This is a genomic window from Candidatus Nitrosopumilus sp. SW (assembly GCF_006740685.1).
Taxonomy (GTDB): domain Archaea; phylum Thermoproteota; class Nitrososphaeria; order Nitrososphaerales; family Nitrosopumilaceae; genus Nitrosopumilus.
Window position 1 is genome coordinate 1,307,842 of record NZ_CP035425.1, and the last position, 24,465, is coordinate 1,332,306.

Annotated in this window: 26 protein-coding genes; 13 read left to right on the forward strand and 13 right to left on the reverse strand. The window is 33.9% G+C overall.

From position 1 onward, the window contains the following. Window positions 1-27 precede the first annotated feature (27 nt). Together Nisw_RS07855 and ileS are read right to left on the reverse strand one after the other, a co-directional pair. Entirely contained in the window at window positions 28-612 is a 585-nt protein-coding gene (locus tag Nisw_RS07855; RefSeq protein ID WP_141978022.1) for a ferritin-like domain-containing protein, read from the reverse strand. A gap of 193 nt (window positions 613-805) precedes the next feature. Next, window positions 806-4,003 (reverse strand): isoleucine--tRNA ligase, encoded by a 3,198-nt coding sequence (gene ileS, locus Nisw_RS07860; protein ID WP_141978024.1) that lies wholly within the window; start codon window positions 4,001-4,003, stop codon window positions 806-808. 86 nt (window positions 4,004-4,089) lie between these two features. On the opposite strand from ileS, the gene purD reads away from it, so the two are divergent. Continuing rightward, complete coding sequence (gene purD / locus Nisw_RS07865) at window positions 4,090-5,352, forward strand: phosphoribosylamine--glycine ligase (RefSeq protein WP_141978026.1); 1,263 nt, start codon at window positions 4,090-4,092, stop codon at window positions 5,350-5,352. Here purD and Nisw_RS07870 read toward each other — a convergent pair. Next, entirely contained in the window at window positions 5,343-5,906 is a 564-nt protein-coding gene (locus tag Nisw_RS07870) for a 5-formyltetrahydrofolate cyclo-ligase (protein ID WP_141978028.1), read from the reverse strand. The two genes, purD and Nisw_RS07870, sit on opposite strands and share 10 nt — an antisense overlap. After that, on the reverse strand, window positions 5,896-6,759 hold the full coding sequence (locus Nisw_RS07875; protein ID WP_141978030.1) for a bifunctional 5,10-methylenetetrahydrofolate dehydrogenase/5,10-methenyltetrahydrofolate cyclohydrolase: 864 nt from the start codon (window positions 6,757-6,759) through the stop codon (window positions 5,896-5,898). Before Nisw_RS07875 ends, Nisw_RS07870 begins: the two co-directional genes overlap by 11 nt. Before the next feature lie 92 nt (window positions 6,760-6,851). Here Nisw_RS07875 and Nisw_RS07880 point away from each other — a divergent pair, with 92 nt between their 5' ends. After that, window positions 6,852-7,136 (forward strand): antibiotic biosynthesis monooxygenase, encoded by a 285-nt coding sequence (locus tag Nisw_RS07880; RefSeq protein WP_141978032.1) that lies wholly within the window; start codon window positions 6,852-6,854, stop codon window positions 7,134-7,136. Between the two features lies 1 nt (window position 7,137). Further along, window positions 7,138-7,458 (forward strand): cupin domain-containing protein, encoded by a 321-nt coding sequence (locus Nisw_RS07885; RefSeq protein ID WP_141978034.1) that lies wholly within the window; start codon window positions 7,138-7,140, stop codon window positions 7,456-7,458. Here Nisw_RS07885 and purN read toward each other — a convergent pair. After that, a complete protein-coding gene (gene purN / locus Nisw_RS07890; protein WP_255430762.1) occupies window positions 7,455-8,030 on the reverse strand; it encodes a phosphoribosylglycinamide formyltransferase in 576 nt (191 codons plus the stop codon). The two genes, Nisw_RS07885 and purN, sit on opposite strands and share 4 nt — an antisense overlap. A gap of 118 nt (window positions 8,031-8,148) precedes the next feature. Here purN and Nisw_RS07895 point away from each other — a divergent pair, with 118 nt between their 5' ends. Beyond that, a complete protein-coding gene (locus Nisw_RS07895; protein ID WP_141978038.1) occupies window positions 8,149-9,114 on the forward strand; it encodes an exonuclease in 966 nt (321 codons plus the stop codon). On the opposite strand, the gene Nisw_RS07900 is transcribed toward Nisw_RS07895, so the two are convergent. Then, complete coding sequence (locus Nisw_RS07900; RefSeq protein ID WP_141978040.1) at window positions 9,107-9,343, reverse strand: hypothetical protein; 237 nt, start codon at window positions 9,341-9,343, stop codon at window positions 9,107-9,109. The genes Nisw_RS07895 and Nisw_RS07900 overlap by 8 nt on opposite strands. Window positions 9,344-9,405: 62 nt before the next feature. Then, a complete protein-coding gene (locus tag Nisw_RS07905) occupies window positions 9,406-10,683 on the reverse strand; it encodes a glycerate kinase (RefSeq protein ID WP_141978042.1) in 1,278 nt (425 codons plus the stop codon). A 52-nt stretch (window positions 10,684-10,735) separates the two neighbouring features. On the opposite strand from Nisw_RS07905, the gene Nisw_RS07910 reads away from it, so the two are divergent. From Nisw_RS07910 to Nisw_RS07920, 3 genes are all read left to right on the forward strand, one after another. Beyond that, window positions 10,736-11,680 (forward strand): iron-containing alcohol dehydrogenase, encoded by a 945-nt coding sequence (locus Nisw_RS07910; RefSeq protein ID WP_141978044.1) that lies wholly within the window; start codon window positions 10,736-10,738, stop codon window positions 11,678-11,680. Window positions 11,681-11,774: 94 nt separating this feature from the next. Next, on the forward strand, window positions 11,775-12,881 hold the full coding sequence (locus Nisw_RS07915; RefSeq protein WP_141978046.1) for an LLM class flavin-dependent oxidoreductase: 1,107 nt from the start codon (window positions 11,775-11,777) through the stop codon (window positions 12,879-12,881). A 59-nt stretch (window positions 12,882-12,940) separates the two neighbouring features. Continuing rightward, on the forward strand, window positions 12,941-13,171 hold the full coding sequence (locus Nisw_RS07920) for a hypothetical protein (RefSeq protein WP_141978048.1): 231 nt from the start codon (window positions 12,941-12,943) through the stop codon (window positions 13,169-13,171). On the opposite strand, the gene Nisw_RS07925 is transcribed toward Nisw_RS07920, so the two are convergent. Continuing rightward, window positions 13,166-13,585, reverse strand: coding sequence for a hypothetical protein (locus tag Nisw_RS07925; protein WP_141978050.1), 420 nt, complete (start codon window positions 13,583-13,585; stop codon window positions 13,166-13,168). The genes Nisw_RS07920 and Nisw_RS07925 overlap by 6 nt on opposite strands. 207 nt (window positions 13,586-13,792) lie before the next feature. Continuing rightward, entirely contained in the window at window positions 13,793-14,011 is a 219-nt protein-coding gene (locus Nisw_RS07930; protein ID WP_141978051.1) for a hypothetical protein, read from the reverse strand. A gap of 60 nt (window positions 14,012-14,071) precedes the next feature. On the opposite strand from Nisw_RS07930, the gene Nisw_RS07935 reads away from it, so the two are divergent. The 4 genes from Nisw_RS07935 to uvrC are packed head-to-tail and all read left to right on the forward strand — an operon-like array spanning window position 14,072 to window position 21,095. Further along, window positions 14,072-14,704, forward strand: coding sequence for a pyridoxamine 5'-phosphate oxidase family protein (locus Nisw_RS07935; RefSeq protein WP_141978053.1), 633 nt, complete (start codon window positions 14,072-14,074; stop codon window positions 14,702-14,704). A gap of 49 nt (window positions 14,705-14,753) precedes the next feature. Next, window positions 14,754-16,706 (forward strand): excinuclease ABC subunit UvrB, encoded by a 1,953-nt coding sequence (gene uvrB / locus Nisw_RS07940; RefSeq protein ID WP_141978055.1) that lies wholly within the window; start codon window positions 14,754-14,756, stop codon window positions 16,704-16,706. Beyond that, the gene (gene uvrA / locus Nisw_RS07945) at window positions 16,693-19,512 is read left to right on the forward strand and encodes an excinuclease ABC subunit UvrA (RefSeq protein ID WP_141978057.1); all 2,820 of its coding nucleotides are present in this window, start codon (window positions 16,693-16,695) and stop codon (window positions 19,510-19,512) included. The genes uvrB and uvrA overlap by 14 nt, the downstream gene beginning before the upstream one ends. Beyond that, window positions 19,509-21,095, forward strand: a complete 1,587-nt coding sequence (gene uvrC / locus Nisw_RS07950) for an excinuclease ABC subunit UvrC (protein WP_141978059.1) — start codon at window positions 19,509-19,511, stop codon at window positions 21,093-21,095. The genes uvrA and uvrC overlap by 4 nt, the downstream gene beginning before the upstream one ends. Before the next feature lie 20 nt (window positions 21,096-21,115). Here the strand turns inward: uvrC and Nisw_RS07955 are convergent, their stop codons facing one another. From Nisw_RS07955 to Nisw_RS07960, 3 genes are all read right to left on the reverse strand, one after another. Next, window positions 21,116-22,012, reverse strand: coding sequence for a plastocyanin/azurin family copper-binding protein (locus tag Nisw_RS07955; protein WP_141978061.1), 897 nt, complete (start codon window positions 22,010-22,012; stop codon window positions 21,116-21,118). A gap of 34 nt (window positions 22,013-22,046) precedes the next feature. Then, window positions 22,047-22,199 (reverse strand): hypothetical protein, encoded by a 153-nt coding sequence (locus Nisw_RS09260; protein WP_185736690.1) that lies wholly within the window; start codon window positions 22,197-22,199, stop codon window positions 22,047-22,049. 126 nt (window positions 22,200-22,325) lie between these two features. After that, window positions 22,326-22,673 carry a hypothetical protein gene (locus Nisw_RS07960; protein ID WP_141978063.1) on the reverse strand — a complete coding sequence of 116 codons (348 nt, stop codon included), beginning with the start codon at window positions 22,671-22,673 and terminating at the stop codon, window positions 22,326-22,328. A 22-nt stretch (window positions 22,674-22,695) separates the two neighbouring features. Between Nisw_RS07960 and Nisw_RS07965 the strand changes: the two genes are divergently transcribed. Beyond that, complete coding sequence (locus tag Nisw_RS07965) at window positions 22,696-22,956, forward strand: hypothetical protein (RefSeq protein ID WP_255430763.1); 261 nt, start codon at window positions 22,696-22,698, stop codon at window positions 22,954-22,956. Window positions 22,957-22,960: 4 nt separating this feature from the next. On the opposite strand, the gene Nisw_RS07970 is transcribed toward Nisw_RS07965, so the two are convergent. Beyond that, window positions 22,961-24,124: a citrate synthase gene (locus tag Nisw_RS07970; protein WP_141978065.1), complete on the reverse strand. Its 1,164-nt coding sequence runs from the start codon at window positions 24,122-24,124 to the stop codon at window positions 22,961-22,963. Between the two features lie 119 nt (window positions 24,125-24,243). Here Nisw_RS07970 and Nisw_RS07975 point away from each other — a divergent pair, with 119 nt between their 5' ends. After that, window positions 24,244-24,435: a hypothetical protein gene (locus Nisw_RS07975; RefSeq protein ID WP_141978067.1), complete on the forward strand. Its 192-nt coding sequence runs from the start codon at window positions 24,244-24,246 to the stop codon at window positions 24,433-24,435. Window positions 24,436-24,465: the final 30 nt, after the last annotated feature.

The window sequence follows — 24,465 nt, forward strand, 5'->3', positions numbered from 1 at the left end:
TTTGAAATGAAAAAGAAAGAAAAAGTATTAGAGACTATCAAGTGATCTAGAATGTTTACTTGTGTGTGGTCTTTCACCAGAATATCTTCTTCTCATATGTCCTGATGGTCTACCGTCAAGTAATTCTAAGAACCATGATTCGTGCTCAATCTCTTCAGCGAGAATACTTTGTGCGATATCATATGTCATAGGATCTTTTCCATGAGTCATTTTACAGACTTTGTTCCAATTAATAATTGCCCCTTGTTCTGCTTTAAGACATTTTTCTAAAATTTCATTTAGAGTTGTGCTCTTGTCTGATTGTAAGAAATCAGCACCTGCTGATTTACAAAAGTCAACAATGTCTTTTGGGAACTCTCCTCCTAATTGGAAGATTCTGTCGATACATGACTCAAAATGGCTTAAATCTTCAAGTCTGGCATCTTCAATTACTCCTTTGATTCCCTCTCCTTCCATTCCTGTACAGAATGAACGAAGGTTTGTGAAATAATAATATGCCACAAATTCGACTGCTGCGTTTTTCTTGAGTTCTTCAATTAACTCATCTACGTCAACACCGTTCTGCTTGAGAAATTCTACACCTACAACATGATGTGGTTTTGAATCTGACATTGTACCAATACTTTATGATTGTCATAAAAATCTATTCTTAGAAATATCATTTTGTAATGAAAATAATTCTCAGAAGAGATGGGAGAAAATACTGGTTGGGGACCTAGATGCCAATCTCTTCTGGAATATGATTGATTTTTTGATTTTTTATTAATAAAAAGTGAGTTTGCACTGCAATCAGATTTTTTTAGAGTTATTCTACTGAAATTCTAATTTTTTGTCCATCTATATCATCATCTTTGTATTCTTTACATGATTCAGTAAAGTTCACTTGTTTTACTCTCACCAAGAAAGCCAAATCATCTGCTTTTTCTTTAATCATTTCAAGTGACTCTTCATCTAAATCAAGGATTGATGCTACACCTAAAACATCTGTTGGATTGTATCCTCTCTCTTTTCTTAAAGTTTGTAATCTTCTTGCAACATCTTTGATCAATCCTTTTGCCATCATCTCTTTGTTTCGTGATGTTGAGATAAACACTACATAACTATCTCTTTTTGATACTGCAAAATTTTCATCTGCATCAAAATCTATTACAAAGTCTTCGTTATCTAATGAAATAACTTCACCATCAATATCAAAATCAAATTTTGAATCTTTTTGTAATGCTGAAATTATTTCTTCAGGATTTGTTTCAGAAAATTTTGCAACTAGTTTTCCCATGTGTTGTTTTGCTTTTGGTCCTATTCTCTTTCTTTCTAATTCAATAATTGGTTTTACAGGCAATCCTAATTGCTTTAATTCTAAAATTTGTTCTAATCCTGATTCTTTCTCTGTTTCAATTATGTTAAATTTCTCTACATTTAGTTGAGATTGGAGTAATTCTGACAATGATTCTAACTTTGCTTTTAGACCTTCCTTTACACAAATCTTTGCTTCATTTAATGGCCATCTTCTTTTTAGCTTACCTTTCATTCTTGCAGCTGATGAAATAGATACCACATCTTTCATTATGTCAAATGACTCTTCAATCTCTTCATTTACTAGTGACTCTTGTGATTTTGGCCATTTGTCAAGTAGTATGCTTTGTTTTCCATCAAAAACTGTTTGATACAGATGCTCACTAGTAAATGGACAAAATGGATGAATCAAAATATCTAGTGTTTTTAGAACTTCGGCTAACACTGCATAAATTGCTAGTCGCCTTTCTTTTTTCTCCTCATCCTCGTCCCATAATTCCCCTCTTGTAATTGGGATGTAAATTTGACTTAGATTGTTAATGATAAAGTCATCAATTGCTTTTGCACCCTCATGAAACTTGCATGAATTATTTCGGTCTGTGATTTTTAGAATCAATTTTTGAAGTTTTGATAAAAGCCAAATATCTGGTGATGTTAACAAATTCTTTTGTTTTGCCCATTCTACTGTGTTTGATTTATCAAAATTATCATATTGACTATTTTGTTTAAAATACAAATGCAAATTGAATAGCGTGTTGATTACTTGATATGGTCTTGACATCAACTCTTCTGTACTGAAACTTAGTGGCTCAATTGGGCTTGCTTTCCACATAAAGTAAAATCTAATCAAATCTGCAGGATATTTTTCTAGTAACTCTATTCCTTCCAAAACATTACCTTTACTCTTACTCATCTTGCCTCCTTTTTCATCCAGCACATGTCCTTGGAACAAAAATGACTTGTATGGTGGAATCGGTCCGTTGTTTAAGATTACATTTTCAATAAGTAACGTATATGCCCATCCTCTAGTTTGATCAATTCCCTCAGTAAAAAATGGTGCAGGAATTTCATTTGAATATTCTTCATCAGTTAATGATGAATATGGTGCAGAACCACTATTGTGCCAGGTATCTAAGACATACTCTTCTCTCTTTGTTTTTGTACTTCCGCACTTTTTGCATTTTATTGTAATATTGTCAATCCATGGTCTGTGTAGTTCAAAGTCTGGGCCATCAGGAAGATTGTTTGCAGATTCAACAATTTCTTTTCTTGTGAAAAACCAGTTTCTTTCATTACATTCTTCACATGTCCATACTGGCAATGGACATCCCCAAATCCTCTCCCTTGAAATACACCAAGGGTGTCTTTCTTTGATGATTCCTAGGAATCTGTTTTTTGGTTGTTCAAAATAATATTCTACACTTTCAGCTGCATCAATTGCTTTGTTATCTAATCTATCTAATTTGTAAAACCAACCTTTTCTTGCAAGCCATACGATTGGATGGTGTGATCTCCAACAAAGAGGATACTTGTGTTTGATTTTTCCAATTTTTACTAGAGCATTGCATTCTTTTAGATCTTCTACAATTGTTCTGTCTGCATCTCTGACAAACATTCCTTGATATTTTCCTGCCTGTGCTGTGAATTTTACTTCGTCATCGATGGGACTGAAAACTTTGACTTTTCTCTTATTGGCAATTTTGATATCTTCCTCACCATTTGCTGGAGATAGGTGTACAAGACCACTACCTGTACTTGCATCTACGAATGATTCTGATACTGCAACATGAAAATTATCTGCTTTAGAACATTCGTTTAATTCTGGAATTAAATTCAATAATGGATGAATGTATTTTTTCCCTTCAAATTCTGAACCCTTGACTGTTTTTTCAATTTCATACTCTTCAATTTTCACCTCTGTCATGAATTCTTCTAGTCTTGTTTTTCCAACAACCCAAGTTTCATTTTCTACTTTAACATAAACATAATCTTCTTCAGGTTGTAACCCTACCATTGCATCAGTTACTAGTGTAAATGGCATTGTAGTCCATACAATCAAAAATGCATCTTCATCTACCAGTTTTACTTTATAATATAATGATGGGTCTTTTACTTCCTCATATCCCTGATTAACTTCTGCATGACTAAGAGATGTTTGGCAGCTAGGACAATATGCAATAACTGTAAAGTCTTCTTCTAAAATCCCATTTTCATATGCTTTTTTTAGTACTTGCCATTCTCTTTCAATAAATTCATCTCGAAAAGTCCAATATGCTTTTTCATGATTAAATGACATTCCAAGTAATTCGTCTACTTTGACCCATGTTTTGTTGTATTTCTCAACAACTTTTTTGCATTCAGAAACAATTCGTTCTACCCCAAATTGTTTTATGGCTTCTGTCTTTCCTCCTGTTACTCCTAATTCTTTTTCTACCTGTAATTCCACAGGGAGTCCTTGAGTATCCCATCCTCCATTAAACTCAATTTTTTTCCCTTGAAGTGTATTGTATCTATACCACAAATCTTTGATGACTCTACCTCTAAGATGTCCTGCATGAGGAATACCGTTCATTGTTGGAGGTCCTTCAATGAATCTTATTTTTTCAGGTTTGTCTGATGCGAAAATCTGTTTTTCTAAATCAATTGATTTCACATATTCTTTAATTTCTGACTCAATTGCTTTTGCATCAAATTTCGTGGAAAGTTCCATCTGGCTTTTGGTAGATCTGTGGCATTATAAAGCTAAATTGGTTTTATGAGACTTGGATTATATAATTGAGTAAAAAATAATTTGTGTTGGTAAATGTACTGGTAATTGGTTCTGGAGGACGAGAACATGCTTTGTCCTGGAAATTATCTCAAAGCCCCAAAGTTGATACTGTGTTTACTGCTCCTGGAAACGGAGGAACAAAAAACAATATTCCAATTGATGTTGATGATTTAGATGGACTTGCTGATTTTGCTGAAAAAAATAATTGTTTTACTGTAGTGGGGCCTGAAGCCCCTTTAGCTGCAGGAATTGTTGATAAATTTATTCAAAAAAACCTCAAAATTTTTGGTCCTGCAAAAGATGCTGCACAACTTGAATCAAGTAAAATTTGGGCAAAAAACTTTATGAAAAGAAATAACATTCCTACTGCTAGATTTGAAATATTTGATGATGCTCAAAAAGCTCAAGATTATGTAAAGTCACTTGATTATAATGTCGTAGTCAAAGCAGATGGCTTGGCTGCTGGAAAGGGTGTAATTGTTTGTAATAGTCCTGATGAAGCAATTTCTGCAATACAAACAATTTTGATAAAAAAAACATTTGGTGATGCTGGAAATCGGATAATCGTTGAGGAAAGAATTGATGGAATAGAGGCTTCATACATTGCCCTCTCTGATGGCAATATCGCCATTCCGATGGCTTCTAGTCAAGATCACAAGCGAATTTTCGATGATGATAAAGGTCCCAACACCGGCGGAATGGGTGCTTATTCTCCTACTCCTATAATTGACGAAACCCTGGCAAAAAAAATACAAGAAAAAATCATTGATAAAACAATACAATCTATGAAAAATGAAGGAATTACATTCAAAGGATTTCTTTATGCTGGAATAATGCTAAAAGACAATGAACCATATGTTTTAGAATACAATGTTAGAATGGGTGACCCTGAATGTCAACCAATTACAATGAGGATGAATTTTGATTTGTATGATTATTTTGTTGCAAGTGCTAACGGTGACTTGTCATCAATGCCTCAAATTTCTTGGAAGAATCAGTATTCTGTATGTGTTGTTTTAGCTTCGGAAGGATATCCTGAATCTTATCCCAAAAACGAAGAGATCACCGGTTTTGATTCTATTCCAGATAATGCATATGTTTTTCATGCTGGAACAAAACAAACTAATGGAAAAATTCTTTCAAACGGGGGCCGTGTTTTAGGAGTTACTGCATTAGGTGATACTTTGGAATCTGCAATTACTAATGCATATGCTGCATCTGAAAAGATTTCTTGGCCACACAAATTTTGCCGAAAAGATATTGGCAAAAAAGGCTTAGATTACCTCTGAGTTTCTATAATTCTGTCTTCTGTAACAATCCAGTCTATCAATACATCATGATCTGATTTTGGAATATTTTTTACAACTTGTTTTTCCAGAGTCAAAGATATTGTGATTGTTTTATGATTTACCAAAAACTTGTCATAGAATCCATGACCATATCCCAATCTGATTCCTTTTGGGGTGATGCCTACTGTTGGCACTAAAATTACGTCTAAATTATTTTCTGTCTTGCATTCTATTTTTGGTTCCATAATGTCAAAACTACCATTTTCTAGGCTTGAAAAATCCCTTATTTTCTTAAAATCCATCTGTTCTCCTGAGACTCTTGGTAGGAAAACCTGTTTTCCATTACTTAGTAACTCTTGAATAATATCTTGAGTAAGAACTTCACTTCCAATTGGATAATACGCACCAATTTTTTGAGCATCTTTGAACAGTCCAATTTTTTTCAATTTTTTACTAATTTTTTCACTAGCAATTTTCATCATATCAAATGACGTTCTATCTCTTTTTTCTAAAAGAAGATTTCTTAGTGATTTTTTTTCAGGGTTATCTTCCAATTTGGCTACTCAATGATGCTGCAGTTATTGTATTTTTTAAAAGCATTGCAACTGTCATTGGTCCAACTCCTCCTGGAACAGGTGTTGCAAAAGATGCTTTTTGAATAATGTCTTCATAATCTGCATCTCCTACTAATTTTTCTTGGAATCGTGATATTGCAACATCGATTACTATTGCCCCTTCCTTAATCATATCTGAAGTTAATGTGAATTTGTTTCTGTCTCCAACTGCTGTAATTACAATATCTGCTGATTTACATAACTCTGTCAAGTTTTTGGTTCTAGAATGACATGTGATGACCGTAGCGTTTTTGTCTAATAACAAATGATAAAGTGGTTTACCTACAAGATTGCTTCTGTTAATTAATACAACATTTTTTCCTTCCAATTCAATTCCATGATAATCAAACATCTCCATTACCCCTGACGGTGTGCATGCCACAAGTGCTGCTTTTTTCATTGCTAACAAACCTGCATTGTGAGGAGTTAGTCCATCCACATCTTTTAGGGGTGAAATCCGTGATGTTGTAATAAATTCGTCTAGTTGTTTAGGTAGTGGCAGTTGAACAAGGATGCCGTGAACTGAATTGTCATTATTCAAATTTTCAATAATCTCGTTAAGTTGAACTTGAGTTGTATTTGCATCAAGTTTGTGGTCTTTTGTAGCAATTCCTACCTCTTCACATGCTTTGTGCTTGTTTCTAACATAGGTTGCAGATGCTGGATTGTCGCCTATGAGAACTGTTGCCAGGCACGGATTGATTCCCTGAGTCTTTAATTCTTCGACTGCCTTTTTCACTCTGTCTTTAACTGACTGTGCAATTATCTTACCATCAATCTTAGTTCCTGTCATAGTATGTTTTTGATTTGTAGATATTTAATTCTTGGAATTCTACTGTGGAAATCTTCGAAAAGAAATTTAATGTCATTTTTTCTAGTCATACTATGTTTGTAATGATCGCAGACGTTCAACTCAAAGATGGGGCTGAAGAAGATTTTAAAAATTGGTTTTCAGAATCAAACAAAGTTTTAGCAAACTTTCCTGGATTCAAATCTAGAAAATTTCTAAAATCTACTGATGGTAGTTATAGAATTGTTGTAGAGCATGAAAGTAAGGAGACTTTTATCAAAATGCATAATAGTCCAGAACATGAAAAACTCCATCCTCAGGGACATTCTTTCATGAGTGAACCTCCTCAAAGAAAAACATACACAGTAGCTGCTGAGTAAATTGAAACTAGAATTTGATTTAACTACGTATCTAGAAAAAATTGAAAACAGTAGTGATTATTTTCATACTTTTATTAATCGAGACAGTTTAGCTGCTGGAGTCCTAGTTCTTCAACCTGGTGAAGAAGACACTCAAACTCCTCATGAAAGTGATGAAGTTTATTACGTCATATCTGGTGATGGATTTCTACGAATTAGAGATAAAGATTACAAAGTCTCAAAAGATAAATTATTTTTTGTTGCAAAAGATGTTGAGCACTTTTTTCATGGAAACACAAAAGAGCTAAAAGTCCTGTATTTTTTTGGTGGTCCTGATTCTTAACTAATTATTGTTCTGCGACCTGACACTTTGATCTTTTTTCTTGCAAACAGATTAACTGCTTCAGGATAAATTCTGTGCTCTTCTTTTAGAATTCGTTTTGATAATGAATTTTCAGTATCGTTTTCTTTTACTTTAACTACTGATTGGATTATCACCGGACCTGTGTCCATCCCTGCATCAACAAAATGTACTGTGCAGCCTGAGAACTTTGCACCATATTCTAATGCCTGTTTTTGTGCATCAAGGCCTGGAAATGATGGCAATAATGCTGGGTGAATATTGATAATTTTGTTTTTGTATTTTTTTACAAATTCTGGACTGATTATTCTCATAAACCCTGCTAAACATACCAATCCATTGTTTGGCGTAACTCCGTATCTAGTTAGGGTTTTAATTATTTTTTTATCATACTCTGCTCTACTTCCTTTGAATCCTTTACTTTCTATAACTTCAACATCTACTCCGAGTTTTTGTGCAATTTTCAGACCCTTTGCATTTGGTTTGTTTGAAATAACTATAGCTGGATTGATAGGTATTCTTTTTTTCTTAATTGCCTTTAGTATGGATTCCATGTTGCTCCCGCGACCTGAGATTAAAATTCCAAGATTTAGCAACTAGTCAACAGTAGATCAAACCTGCAATTTATATCAAATCTTATTTTGATGAATTCCGTTGCCTAGAAAAGTCAGGATGACAAAAAATGGTATCCTGTGTGAGGTAAATGACAAACGCGTATGTTTAGATCCAAAAAACGCTGATGCTGCAGGGATAAATTTTGTATCTCATGCTCATGCTGATCATCTTCCATCAAAAAATGGTGGCACGATTTTAGCTTCAATTGAAACCAGTGAAATTGCTAATCTACGTGGATTCAAAATGGAGAATCATGTTGAATCTATTGATGATTTTTCTCTAATTGATAGTGGACATATTCTTGGAGCAAAAGGACTTCTTTTTGATGATATCTTCTATACTGGCGATATCTGTACTCGAAATAGGGGGTTCCTTCAGGGTGCAAAAATCCCAAAATGCAAGACATTGATTACTGAATGCACCTTTGGTTTGCCTGAATTTGTTTTTCCAAAAATGGATGAAATTCAAAAACAAGTAAATGAGTTAATTTCAGAATTGTATGGCAAAGGAATACCTGTAATTTTGATGGGGTATCAGTTAGGAAAGGCTCAAACTATAACTCAGTTATTTGGACATTGGGGCCCACTTTATTTTCATGATTCTGTAAAAGAAATGAATTCTCTTCATCAGAAGTTTGGTGTTGAATTAAAAGATGGCATTGGACATTCTGAGGCCCAAAAAAATGGGTTATTGGATAGAAAGCCTTGGATTATGGTTGCACCTATGATGTCAAGTAAAAGTAAATTCATTCAAGAAATGAAATCAAAATATGGTGCAGTAACAATTGGATTTAGTGGATGGGCACAGTCAACAAAGTTTTCATTTGGAAGGAGAACTGACTACTCTATTCCGATGAGTGATCATTGTGATTTTAATGAACTAGTAGATATGGTAGTTCAATCTGGTGCAGAACAAGTTTACACCATACATGGATTTGTTGAAGAGTTTGCAGAACATTTGAAGAAAAAAATTGGAATTAATGCTCAACCATTACTTGAAAATTCTTTAGATGACTTTACTTGACAAATCCATGACAATCACAATCTGCAACTAGACACGTCTCTGAATTTCTAATATGATCATGTGAAAAATGTTTACACTGGTCATTTTTACAAATTCTTCTCTGTGCTTCTTTTTGTACAACTAACTGTGCAATTTCATTTGCTTTTTCCTTTGTGTATCCTTTTTTATCAATATAGAAATGAACTATTCTGTTATACAGAACATCTGGATTGAATTGTTTTTCTAGCAAAGTAATTCTGCATAAAATACGTCATTGTGATATTAAAAGATCAGTAATCTAAAACCCCAAATTTACCTCAAAATCACGCCTATATCCATGAGATTTGTATGTGTAAAATCCGTCACAATACTACTTTTTTGCTTTTGAAAGAATCTACCTGAATCACTATTTTTAAGAAATTCTTTCATTGTGTTTAGGTCCACTTTGGTGTTTTCAGTAATTGCTCCTGCAAAAACAGAGTTCCCATCAATTCCATCTGTTCCCATTGATGCAATAACTATTTTTTTAAATTTTTGAGTATTTTTCAAAAGTCTTAATACTAATTCTTGGTTTCTTCCTCCCATACCTTTGCCTAAAACCTTCACTGTTGTTTCTCCTCCTATGAGCAAACATGTTTTTTGGTCTTCTGAAATATTTTTCAAAATCTCTATCACTGCTTCTTTAATGTCTCCAAATACTTGTAATGTTTTGATTTTGTAACCTTTCTTTTTAGCTTCTATCTCCATTGCTTTTAGGCAATCATTATTGTTTGCTATTACCTGATTTTCAATTTTATGTTTTTTTGGAGTTTCTAATTTTTCGTCTTCTAATCCTTTCTCTAAAACTTGCAGAACCTCAATTGGTGTTTTTCTTTTTAGTTTGTATTTTTCTAAAATCTCTAATGCGTCTGAAAATGTTGTATTGTCCATATATGTTGTCCCTGAGGCAATAGATGATAAATCGTCTCCTTCAACATCTGACATTATCAAACTTACCCCTTGGCATTTCATGTTCTCAACTAATCTTCCTCCTTTGATTTTTGAAAGATGTTTTCTAACACAATTGAATTCTTGAATTGACGCTCCTGATTTTAGTAATAATTTTGTTACAAAGATTTTGTCATCTAATGTAATTCCATTTGGCATGGCCAAAAGTGATGAACCCCCTCCAGAAACTAGGAAAATTATTAGTTCATCACTTTTTTTGTTTTGAACAAATTTCATGACTTCTTTTGCTGCTTTTACACTAGTTTGATCAGGCTCAGGATGTCTGGAATTAAAAATCTGGAATTTTTTGCCCTTGATAATTGATTTTGAGCCTTTGGGAATTACTATGATTCCACTCTTTATTGGAATTATTGCATTAAGTGCTCTTGTCATAGAATCTCCTGCCTTTCCAAATGCAACTGAGTAAATGTTAGAATATTTTGTAATATCAATAATTTTATCATTGATTTTGATATTTTCAGGTGTGACATATTTTGAAATTATATTTTCAGGATTTGCTGCCTTGAGTCCTGATTCTAAAATCTCCAGACAATCTTTCTTCTTATCAGTTGTTGCTAACTCTTCAAAATTTTGAATGATCATACTCTTCTTCAATAATGCAAGATATAATAATAATCAATGATGTTGGTGATCTATGCAAACAGTACGCATTCCAAAAGTTATCAACTTTGGAGAAAATGCACTTGGTGAAACAGAATATCCTAAAAATGCATTAATTGTCACAACAGTTCCTCCAGAACTTTCTGACAAATGGATTGCAAGAATGGGAATTCAGGATTATATGCTGTATGACCAAGTAAAACCTGAACCATCAATTGATGATGTCAATGCTGTTATTTCACAATTCAAAGACAAAGATCCATCTGTTCTAATTGGACTTGGTGGTGGAAGTTCTATGGATGTAGTAAAATATGCTGCACCAGAGATGAAAAAAGAAAAGATCTTGATTCCAACAACCTTTGGAACTGGAGCTGAAATGACAACTTATTGTGTCCTCAAATTTGATGGAAAAAAGAAATTGTTACGTGAAGACAGATTCTTAGCTGACATGGCAGTAGTCGATTCATATTTCATGGATGGTACTCCTGAACAAGTCATCAAAAATTCTGTCTGTGATGCATGTGCTCAAGCTACTGAGGGCTATGATAGCAAACTTGGTAATGACTTGACTAGAACTCTGTGTAAACAAGCATTTGAGATTCTTTATGATGCAATTATGAATGACAAACCAGAAAACTATCCTTACGGTTCAATGTTGTCTGGTATGGGATTTGGTAATTGTTCAACAACTCTTGGACATGCTTTGTCCTATGTGTTCTCAAATGAAGGTGTACCTCATGGTTACTCTCTTTCATCCTGTACCACAGTTGCTCACAAACATAACAAATCAATCTTCTATGACAGATTCAAAGAGGCAATGGATAAACTAGGATTTGATAAATTAGAACTCAAAGCTGATGTTTCTGAAGCTGCTGATGTCGTAATGACTGATAAAGGACATTTGGATCCAAACCCAATTCCAATATCAAAGGACGATGTCATAAAATGTCTTGAAGATATCAAAGCAGGCAATTTGTAAAAAATTCACAAATTTTTTACCTTTTTTCTATTTTCTTGATAAACTGCGAAATTGGCAGCTTGATTAAACTTTTTATTCTAATGATTCGACGTAAATGTACTTGACTGATAAGAAACTCAAATTTGGTATTCAAAACGGCCTAAATGTCGCAAGAGCCGGATATACTGAAGATCAAATCTTAACAGCATGTATGCTTGCAGACAAAACAGGCTATGATTCAATTTTCTATATGGATCACACCAATGTCCCACAATGGAAAAATGCTATTGTGTTGGACCCTTGGGTTATGCTTTCTGCAATTGCTGCAGTTACAAATAATGTTGAACTTGGAACATGTGTAACTGATGCAATTAGAAGACACCCTTCAAACATTGCACTTGCTGCAATTACTCTTGATAGAGTCTCAAAGGGAAGAGCAATTTTGGGAATTGGTGCTGGTGAAGCGCAAAATCTAAAAGAGTTCTGTATTCCATTTGAAAAACCAGTATCAAAATGGGAAGAACAAATTGAAACTATTCATACATTATACAAATCAACTCCAGATAATACCGTCGATTACGATGGAAAATACTACAAACTTGAAGGTGCATGTTTACAAGCCCCTCCAATTAGAAAACCACGTCCTCCAACATACATGGCTTCTGGTGGTACCCGTACACTTGCATTAACAGGAAAACTTGGTGATGGTTGGTTACCCATTGGTTATACTCCAGAACTGTTTGAGGATCATGCAAAACAAATTCAAAAATCTATGGATGAAAACAATCGAACTCAAGAAGAAAAAGACAATTTCCAATATGCACTTGATATTGATGTCTACTTTTCTGAAGATGCAGAAGAATCATGGGCAAGAATGAAAGAAGCAGTAAAAGTAAGTTTGTTTAAACCAGAAATTCTTCGTGTACATGGACTAAAAGAAATTGAAGGCTTTGACTTTAGAAAATACTTTACAGAATATTCAATGTCTAACCAAGATTGGATTGTAAAGATGAGAGAGGCTGCAACAAAGATTCCTGAACCTGTAGCCCGTTCTTCAACTGCAGTCGGAACTCCTGATGACATCATTCCAACATTTGAGAGATTTATGGACGCAGGTGTTAATCACTTTGTAATTAGATTCTGGGGTAAGAATTACTTTGGCTCTATTGATAAATTTGCAAGCCATGTAATGCCTGCACTAAGAGAAAAAGCCAAACAATAAGGCGTTCATTTCTATAACCTATAGAAAATCATTTACTTTACCATCTTTTACAGTATATCATGGACGATGAACTTCCTGAATCTGTAAAGAAATGTCTTGATATTTTAGAAGAAAACGTCGAGATTCTGGCAAATCTGGAACTTGAACTAGAAGATGAAAAAGAAAATGCTTTGGTTCCTAATATGGAATTACATCAACTATATGACATGACTGAAGATGTAGCCGAATCTGCCAAACTGAAAAAAGCTGAATCAAATTTTGCAAGAAGACAAGCAGAAGATTCTTTATGATTTGTGAGGTCTCTTGTTTTTTGCTTTTGTAAATGACTTTGCCCTACGTTTGTTTCTCTGTTTTTCTAATCTTTTTCTAGTTCGTTCAGTTGCCTTTGTTGCACCTGCAATAATCTTTGTCTTGCTTCCATCTCTGAGCATTATCTCTTTTCCTTTGAATCTAAATTCAACATCCCTACATTTGATGTAGTACTTTCTCATGCAGAAAAATATTCTGTTGTTTGTACCGTGCATTTCTTTGATCTCTCTTGATTTTTTTAATTCGTTGAGAATATTTCGTAGTAGCCCTTTATCGATATCTGTAATTCTATGTAATTCTCTAAACCAGATGAACTTTGACTCTGCTCCCCACTCTTCAAGAATATCTAAAACCTGATTTGTAGCCTCATCACGTTCTTCATCAAACTCTATCATGAATTCTGTTGAAAATTCTCTTAAATTAAGTGATTTTATTTAATAAAAAAATTGAATGAATAAAGTCAAGTTTTAGGACGTTTCTGTTTTTTTGATATTTTTTGTGATTTGTTGATATGAATCAATATCAAACTGAATGTGATGAATTGTCTTGTAAAATTTTAGAAATCAAGGAATTAGCTAAAGAACTTGAAGAAGAAGATTAGATTATTTCTTTAATCGTCTCTCTTTGATTCTTGATTTTGTGACTTTTGTTGATTGCTTTTGATTATTTTCCATTTGTTTTGCAATGTTGTCAATTTGCTTGATGATTTTCTCTTGTTCTTGGGGTGATTCTGTCTTTAGAAGTTTCTTTTTTAATTTTTTTAAATTATTTGTGTATTTATTAAAATCGTTTTTCAATTCATCAAGGTATGGATCTCGCATACTTTTTGGCATACATTGTTACATTTAGTTTATTAGATCAACTCACGAATCACAACTGATTTGAAACTAGTAGGACGTCTTGAAATCAAATCCTATGAAAAGATAAAGGAATTTCTTTCTGAAGAACATGTTGGAAGAATTGCAAGCATTGATGCTGATGGATATCCTCAAATCATCCCTATGAATTTTGCATTTGCAAATGATTCGATTTACATGCATTCGTATACTAGAGGTGAAAAATTAGATAATATCTCAAGAAATAACAAAGTTGGATTTGAAGTTGATAGGGAATTGGAATTTCTTCCATCGTATTTTTCTCATCCAACTGATGCGTCTCAAGCCGATACTTTGTACATTAGTGTGGTTATCAAAGGAAAAGCAGTTTTTGTTGAAGATGATGAGGAAAAAGCACTTGGACTCAATGAACTAATGAAAAAGTATCAACCCGAAGGTAATTACATTCCAATACAAAGTAATGATCTAGTTTTAGATGAGGTTGCAGTAATCAAAGTAATTCCTGATTCCATCAAAGGAAAGTACAAAATTGGACAACATATGCGATCTGATTCTAGACAAATTTTAGCACAAAAAATACTAGAACGAAACTCTCCTACCTCTAAACAAACCCTGAAAATTATGGGCTTTGAGGAAACTCCTGATGGCCTAAAAATGGTTGATGAACCCGTTTGGTAGTTTTTGATATCACCATTGCTTTAAATTCAGTTTTTAGGGATTGTACCTGTTGGAGCAAATAACTCAATTTGAATTAGCATCTGAATATGTCCCTACAGGTGATCAACCTCAAGCAATTGATCAACTAGTTCGTGGTGTAAAAGACAAAACTGTTCAGACATTACTGGGTGTTACTGGTAGTGGTAAGACATTCTCTGTTGCAAATGTTATTGCTAGGACTGGAAAAAACACCCTGGTCATATCTCATAACAAGACCTTGGCAGCACAACTGTATTCTGAATTAAAACAATTCTTTCCAAAAAACAATGTTGGATATTTTGTTTCATACTATGATTATTATCAGCCTGAAAGCTACCTGCCACAAACTGATACTTACATTGAAAAAGACACTCAGATAAATGAGAAAATCGAAAAACTGAGATTAGAAGCAACAGCAATGCTGCTCTCAGGTGAGCCTACAATTATCGTATCTACTGTTTCTTGCATTTACTCTCTAGGTAATCCTAAAGACTGGGAAGACCTGGCTATCACTGTAAATTCTGGTGATGAAATTAAGCGCAATGAACTCATTAGACAGTTAGTTGATGCTCGATATGAAAGAAATGATACTGAAGTGGCTCCTGGAAACTTTAGAGTCAAAGGTGACACCATTGACATTACTCCTGCATACTCTGAAGATCTTGTGAGAATTTCCATGTTCGGTGATGAGGTGGAAAAAATATCTTTACTTGATCATGTTTCATTAAAAGAAAAAAAGAAAATTAATCAAATGAAAATTTTTCCTGCAAAACACTATCTTATAGCCAAAGATGTTCGAAAAAAAGCAGTCCAATCAATTAAAGACGAACTTAAGAAACGTCTACCTGAATTAAATGAATTGGAAAAACAGAGACTTGAAATGAGAACAAAATATGATTTGGAAATGATTGAAGAATTAGGATATTGCTCTGGCATTGAAAATTATTCTAGGCATTTTGATGGGAGAAAAGCAGGTGAAAAGGCATTTTGTTTGATGGATTTTTTTGGAGATGATTACCTCTTAGTAATTGATGAATCTCATGTTACATTACCACAATTACATGGCATGTACAAAGGTGATCATTCTAGAAAAAAAGAACTAGTAACATATGGGTTCAGATTACCAAGTGCATATGATAATCGTCCGCTAAAATTTGAAGAATTTGAAAAATATATTCAAAACACAATCTTTGTCTCTGCCACTCCTGCCGAATATGAAAAGAAAATCTCCTCTCATATTGCAGAACAATTGGTGAGACCTACTGGACTCCTTGATCCTAAAGTGGAGATTAGACCTACAAAGAATCAGATGGATGACTTGATTCAAGAAATTAACAAAAAAGTAGCCTTCTCTGAGCGTGTTTTAGTTACAACTTTGACCAAACGAATGGCCGAAGATTTGGCTGAATATCTATCAAAAAAACAGGTCCGTGTACGATATATGCACTCTGAAATTGAAGGGTTACAGAGAACTGAGCTAATCAGACAATTACGTCTTGGAGAATTTGATGTTCTGGTTGGAATTAACTTACTTAGAGAAGGATTGGATATTCCGGAGGTATCTCTTGTTGCAATACTGGATGCTGATAAGGAAGGATTTCTTAGAAATTTTACTAGTTTGATTCAAACTTTTGGAAGGGCTGCAAGAAACGAAAATGGACATGTCATTATGTATGCTGATACTGTTACTCAATCAATGAAAAATGCAATGAATGAAACAAAGCGCCGTAGAGAAAAACAAATGAAATACAACAAAGACAATAACATAACTCCAAAGACAATCATAAAATCTGTTCCAGAACAAGTAACAACACTTGATGATTCAAAACTAAAATCAACACATGACATTGCTACTGATATTATTGATTTGGAATCTCAGATGAAAAAATACTCTGAAGATTTGGATTTTGAGCGTGCAATTGAATGTAGAGATAGAATAAAAAGACTAGAAAAGGAGATTCAAATCAAAAATGACCGAAGATAAATTAAAAATTCGTGGTGCACGTCATCATAATCTAAAAAACATTGACATTGACATTCCAAAAAACAAATTAGTTGTAATTAGTGGATTGTCTGGTTCAGGAAAATCTACTTTGGCTTTTGATACAATTTATGCTGAAGGCCAAAGAAGATATGTTGAATCTCTTTCTGCATATGCTCGTCAATTTTTAGAGATGATGGACAAACCTGATGTTGATTCTATAGAAGGATTGTCACCTGCAATTTCTATTCAACAAAAAACAACTAGTAAAAATCCCCGTTCCACGGTTGGAACAACCACTGAAATCTATGATTATATGAGATTACTTTATGCAAGAATAGGTATTCCTTATTGTACAAATTGTGGACGAAAAATCTCGACTCAATCAATTGAAACTATTTGTGATTCTATACTAAGGGAATTTTCAGGCAAAAAAATCCTAGTCTTATCTCCAATTATTCAAAGAAAAAAAGGAACCTATGAGAAACTATTTGAGCAGATCAAAAAGGATGGATACTCAAGAATACGTCTAAACGGTGATATTTTGAGCCTAGATGAGGAGATTCCTCCCCTTGATAGGCAAAAATGGCACAATATTGAGATTGTAGTTGACAGAATCACTACTGAAAAATCCGAGCGTTCAAGACTATTTGAGGCAATACAGACTGCAATAAAGGCCTCAAAAGGAGATGTCATGATTGCATCAGAAAAATCTGAAAAAATCTTTTCTCAAAACAATGCTTGTCCTTATTGTGGATTGACTGTTGGTGAATTAGAACCAAGAAATTTTTCATTCAACTCTCCCTTTGGTTTGTGTAAAGAATGTAATGGTCTTGGTGTCAAGATGGAATTTGATCCTGATTTGGTAATTCCTGACAAAACAAAGTCTATTTTAGATGGTGCAATTGTTCCTTGGAGTGGAAGATTTTCTTCATTTAGACGACAAGCGTTAAGAGCAGTTGGGAAAAAATTTGGTTTTGATTTAATGACTCCAATAAATAAAATAAAACCAAAACATCTTCAAATCATTTTATATGGCACTGATGATTTGATTGATTTTAATTATCGTTCAAAATCAGGTGACTCTTCATGGCAATACACCAATGCCTTTGAAGGTGTATTATCTAACCTTCAACGTGTTTTCATGGAAACTGATTCTGAATCAAAACGTGAGTGGTTAAAACAATTCATGAGGGACACTCCATGTAATGCATGTAATGGAAAAAAACTAAAACCTGAATCTCTTGCAGTAAAAATTAACGATAAAGGAATTATGGATGTTTGTGATCTATCTATTGATCATTGTTATGATTTTTTTTCTACACTGAAACTAACTGAAAACGAACAATACATTGCAAGAGATGTACTAAAAGAGATTAAAGAACGATTAGAATTTTTGATGAATGTTGGCTTGAATTATCTTACTCTAAACAGATTGAGCTCTACATTGTCTGGTGGTGAATCTCAAAGAATTCGATTAGCTACTCAAATTGGTTCTAACCTTACTGGAGTGTTGTATGTTTTAGATGAACCAACCATTGGCCTTCATCAAAGAGACAATGCACGATTAATTAAAACGCTCAATAAACTACGAAATCTTGGAAATACTGTCATTGTGGTAGAACATGACGAAGAAGTTATACGAAATTCAGACTGGATGGTTGATTTAGGTCCTGGTGCCGGTGTGAATGGTGGAAGCGTAGTTTTTGAAGGAACAGTTGATCAAATTCTCAATGGTCACAAATCTGTAACTGGTGATTATCTCAAAGATAACTCGTTAATCACTTTACAAGATAAAATTAGAAATAATTCTGGTACTCTTGTTGTACAAAAGGCATCTGAAAATAATCTCAAAGACATTGATGTTGAAATTCCTTTAGGTCTCTTTGTTTCAATTACTGGTGTTTCTGGTTCTGGAAAATCTACCTTAATCAATGATATTTTGCTTAAAGCACTAGAGAGTCATTTTTACAAATCTAATGTAAAACCTGGAAATCACAAGAAGATTGTTGGACTGGAAAATATTGATAAGGTTATAGCAATTGATCAATCTCCGATTGGAAGAACTCCTAGGTCAAATCCTGCAACATACATTGGTGCATTTACACCAATTAGAGAATTATATGCAAATACTGAATTATCTAAAGAACGTGGATATGCCCCTGGCCAATTTTCATTCAATGTTGCTGATGGTAGATGTTTTGCATGTGATGGAGATGGAGTAAAACAAATTGAAATGCAATTTCTTTCTGATGTTTATGTAAAATGTGATGAATGCAAAGGTAAGCGTTACAACTCTGAAACATTATCTGTTCTTTACAAAGGAAAAAACATTTCAGATGTTTTAGACATGACTGTCTATGAGGCATTAAACTTCTTTGAGAATGTTCCTGCAATTAAAAGAAAATTACAAACAATCTATGATGTTGGTTTAGGGTATATCAAACTTGGACAATCCTCAACAACTCTGTCTGGTGGTGAAGCTCAACGAGTTAAACTAGCCTCAGAACTATCAAAACGAGGTACTGGAAAGACCATGTATATTTTAGATGAGCCCACAACCGGACTGCACTTTGCTGATGTTCAAAAATTATTAGAGGTTTTAAATCGACTAGTGAATCTTGGAAACACTGTAGTTGTAATTGAACATAATATGGATGTCATTAAAAATTCAGATTGGATAATTGATTTGGGTCCTGAAGGTGGTGATGAGGGTGGTAGAATTGTTGCTACAGGTACTCCAAAAGACATTGCAAAAGCTCCTGGAAGTTATACTGGGAAATACCTAAAGAAATTAGTTAAAAAATGACTTTTACTATTTCAGAGATTACAATTCCAACTGATCCTGGTATCTATTTGATGAAAGATTCTGATGGAAAAATAATTTACATTGGTAAGGCAAAGAATCTCAAAAAACGTGTAAAGTCATATTTTCTAAAAAATCAAAATTACAAAACACAAAAACTCGTTCAAAATATTTCTGATATTGAATTTGTTCTAACTGATAATGAAAGTGAGGCGTTTCTTTTAGAATCAAACATGATCAAAAAATATCGTCCTAGATTTAATATCGAATTAAAAGATCAACAACGATACACATACCTTAGAATATCTGATGAGAAATATCCTAGATTATTAGTTGCAAGACGCACTAGAGATGGAAAATTTCTTGGAAAAGGAAAAACTTTTGGTCCTTTTACTCAGGGTAGTTCAAAATTACTAACAATAGGAGCGCTACGTAAGGCGTTTCAAATTAGAATCTGTAAAACTTTGCCCAAAAAAGTCTGCCTTGAATACCATCTGGGAAATTGTGAAGGCCCTTGTGAATTTAAAGATGCTCAGGATAGATACTCAAAACATGTTGCAGCCTTAGAAGATGTACTGAAAGGAAAGAATCAGACAAAAATTTTTACAAAAAAATTAGAGGAAGAGATGCATCAAGCTGCCGAATTACAGCAATTTGAGCGTGCAAAAGACATTCGTGATACTTTGATTAGACTTGGAAGCCTTCAAACAAAACAAAAAATGGAATATGTAGAAAATTCTGATGAAGAATATTTTGGAATTGGAATTCAAGATCAGTCTGCCACTGTAATGAATTTTAGAATGATTAACGGAGTAATTCGTGATAGCGACAAATTCTTTTTTGATCTGGTGGGTGATAATTCCTTTTCAAATTTCTTATACCAATATTATTCCACCCATAAAATTCCAAAACACATCATTGTTAGCGAACTGCCTGAGAATCAAAAACTTTTAGAATCTTTACTCTCAGAGCAATCTGGATTTACTGTAAAAATATCTGTCCCAACAAAAGGCAAGAAAAAAGACATTGTGAATCTGATTCTAAAAAATATCAAACTTATTCATACTAAAGGTGGAGACCCTGGTCTAGTTGAACTAAAAGACATTCTGCATCTTCCAGAAATTCCAAATATCATTGAATGTTTTGATATTTCTAATCATGGAGAAGACTTTGCAGTTGGCTCCATGGCTCAATTTGTTAATGGAAAACCAAACAAATCTGGATATCGAAAATTCAAAATCAAAACTGTCACTGGAAGAGATGATTTTGCTATGATTGGCGAGATAATCAAGAGGAGATATTATCGATTGTTAGAAGAAAATTCTGAATTGCCTGATTTGATAGTAATTGATGGCGGTAAAGGACAACTTAGTGCTGCTACAAAGTCTTTAGAGTCCCTTGGATTGAAACTCCCTTGTATTTCATTGGCAAAAGAAAATGAAGAAGTCTATATTCCAAAAAACAAAAACCCTGTTGTCATTGCAAAGAGCAAACCCTCTTTGAAAATCTTACAACACGTTAGAGATGAAACTCATAGATTTGGAGTTGCATACAATAGAACAATTAGAAAAAACAAAATAAAATAAGAAAAAAGAAAAAGTTTTGGCTAGTTCACTGTAACACTACCAACCATCCAAGGATGTACCATACAGAAATAGTCATAGCTTCCTGCATCTTCAAATGTGAATGAATATGATGCTCCACCCATAACTAAGCTGCTGTCAAAGACACCAGATGGTCCATCTGCTGGGCTGCCACCAGTAACTGTGTGTGCAGCGGTGTCAACATTGACCCATTCTACTGTATCTCCAGCATTAATTGTAAGGTCTGCTGGTAAGTAGCATGTGTTTGTTTCTTCACATCCTGGAACTGAAGTACCTTTTGGCATATCAACAGTGTGAGTTGTTGGGCCTGCTGGTTTAGTTGTGGTATCTTTCATAGTTACCTCTTCTTTCATTTCCACAATCTTAGCCTCTGTTTCTGTGAGGTCTAGTATTTTGTAATCAACTACGAATGTGTTTGTCTTCATTGTGTGAACTGCTAAAGCATTACCGGAAAATTCCCATTCCCCTTTTGCATTCTTTGGATCAACAAATGTTAATTCAAAGATTGTTTCACCATCTGGAGTCCAAGTTTTTGCTGGTTTTTCATCAGCTCCAACTGGTCCTCTAAGTGTGACTAGCTGAATATTTTCAGATGCATCATAAAGGAGTGTTCCTGAATATACATTCTCACTTGGTGCCAACAATACTGCAAGTTGGTGTGATTCATGTCCGATACCTGGGTCTTGTTGAGATGTGGCTCTCTCCCAACCAGCTTTCATTGGTTTTTGAGGAGATGCCTTTGGTTCATCCATTTTTGGTTCAGGTGCTGTAGATGTTACAGCTGGAGATGAAACACTGGGTCCGGCATTTTGAGATGCATCGCCATACATAGCAAATGCAACTCCGATTGCCACAATTGCGATTGAAAATCCAATTGCAGCCTTATCAATACCTGCCATAGTTGATCAGTGGCTTCATTAATGGTAAATAAATCTAATCTTCATTCTTACCTTCATAATCAAATTTTTCTACTTTTTTTCTTTCAAAGGATTCTATTTCTTTAAATTTTTCAAATTTTTTCAAATTTTCTAAAAATTCATTGAAAATTCCATATGATCGCTCTAATACAAGATTGACTGTTGTCAATCAAGTTGAACAACTCTTTCTTTTATGATTCTGTATTATCAAAACATCATACGAAGCAATTGAGCTGTCACCAAGTAACTAACCGTTTTTGGTCTTAAGCTCTTTTGCCTTAGTTATTTTTCTTGATCAGATTAATTCAAATTCCATCTTTAATTTTCTTTGAGAGATTAACTGTTTGATGAATTGTGTTCTTTTTTTGATAAACTCATCATTGATTTCTTTATTGAATTTGAAATGCTCTAACATTATTTTTTCATTAAACTTTACTTTGATGGTGTCTTCATTTTTTATGATGAACACTCCTATTGCCCAAAAAAGACCTACATGAAATGCAATGAATTTTGACTGTAAATCTGTCACTTTATTTTTGTACATCTGAACATGATCTCTATTTTGTTTTTCAATAGAGTTTGCTGTCTCTATTTTCCACGAGATTTTCTCATTATTTCCATCAAAGTAAAAAACATGGTCCAATTGTCATCCAAAAAGTGGTTCTTTGTCAATATATTTTGAATCCTTCACTTATGATCAAAGATTGAAAGGTGTAGTTATGCTTGAATCTCACGCCTTCTTTTCAAAAATGGTGGATGAATTAGTTGAATTTTCTGAATATGATCCTGAATTAGCAGATGGTATAAAATGGCTTGATGAACAAGCACAGAAAAAAGGCATTACATTTTATGATATGGTTTTTGAAGTGTTGTACAAACATGATGTAAATTCTAAAGCTAAAGATTGGCTTAGTACCAGAAATTAAAAAATTATTTTCTTAAATCTAGTGTTTTGTATTCACAACCTTCTGGACCGCAATACTTTCCAACATACGTTGCTTTTGGTCTGTATAATGCTGGCTTGGGTGCGGCTTCTGCAAATTTCTCTTCAATAATATGAGCTGCCCATCCTACAACTCTTGATATTGCAAATATTGGTGTGTTCAAATCTACTGGAATTTTTAGCATATAGTAAATTGATGCACTATACAAATCGACATTTGGATAGATGTCTTTTCCTTTCTGTGCTTTCATTTCAGAAATTGTTGTAGTTTCAACTTTTTCAGTCATATCAAACCATGGCTCTTTGGTCTTTTCTGCAAGTTTTCTTGATAATTCTTTTAGAACTTGTGCTCTAGGATCATATGTTTTGTACACTGCATGACCCATTCCCATGATCCTCTCACCTGCACTCATCTTTTCTTTAATCCATGGTTCGACATTTTGGATTTCTTGAATCTCTAATAACATCTTCATGACTTCTGTATTTGCTCCTCCGTGCAATTCTCCACTTAGTGCACCAATTGCAGCACTAACTGCCGAATACATATGAGCTCTTGTTGATGCTACCTGTCTAGCTGTAAATGTTGATGCATTGAATGTGTGGTCTGCATGCAAAATCAAACATGTATCAAAAACTTTTTCAACTTCCGGATCTGGTTTTTCTCCTGACATCATGTACAGGAAGTTTGCTGCATGGCTTAGAGAAGAATCTGGATCTACAATAGGTAACCCATTTCTAATTCGCTGCCAACTAGCAATTATTGTAGGAACTTTGGCAATTAGGTTGATTGCTCTATCATAACTTGCATTTTTGTTTGAGAATTCTTCGTCATAATACCCTGCAAGTGCTGCGACAAATGCTTGAAGCATATCCATAGGATCTGCATCTTTTCTCCAGTTTCCCATGTTTTTTTGCATCTGTTTTGGGATGTATCGTGCATCGACCAGTTTTGAATTAAATTCATCTAATTGTGCTTTTGTGGGTAAATTATCATAAAGTAGTAAATATGCTGTTTCCTCAAATGTTGAATTCTTTGTAAGATCTAAAATATCAAATCCTCTGTAGATTAGCTTGCCTTTTTGACCATCAATGTTTGAAATTCTTGTATCTGCAACCTCGATTCCCCTCAAGCCAATATTTTTTGTCTCCATATTGAGCCTAGCAAAAAATCTTCTATTATATTTTCGCAAAAATCGTGTCTATGAAATTTAGTAATTAGTCTAATATGCCAACTTTTGGCCCTAAATGAGAATTTTTAATCAAAAATTAAATGACTCCCAATGAACGCAAAAATTTGCAAAAACTTGATGACTTGGTTCTAAACGCATCTGCTGAAGAATTAAAAAAAATCCAGGAAGTTGATCATCAAAACCAGATGGAGGGACTCTCTCTTTATGAGGTGTATCTCGATTCAAGTTCTCTGATAAATCAAAGTGTCAAAAAACCATCTAGAAAATCTTGAAATTTCATTCTTCATTTAAATGAGGGCTTG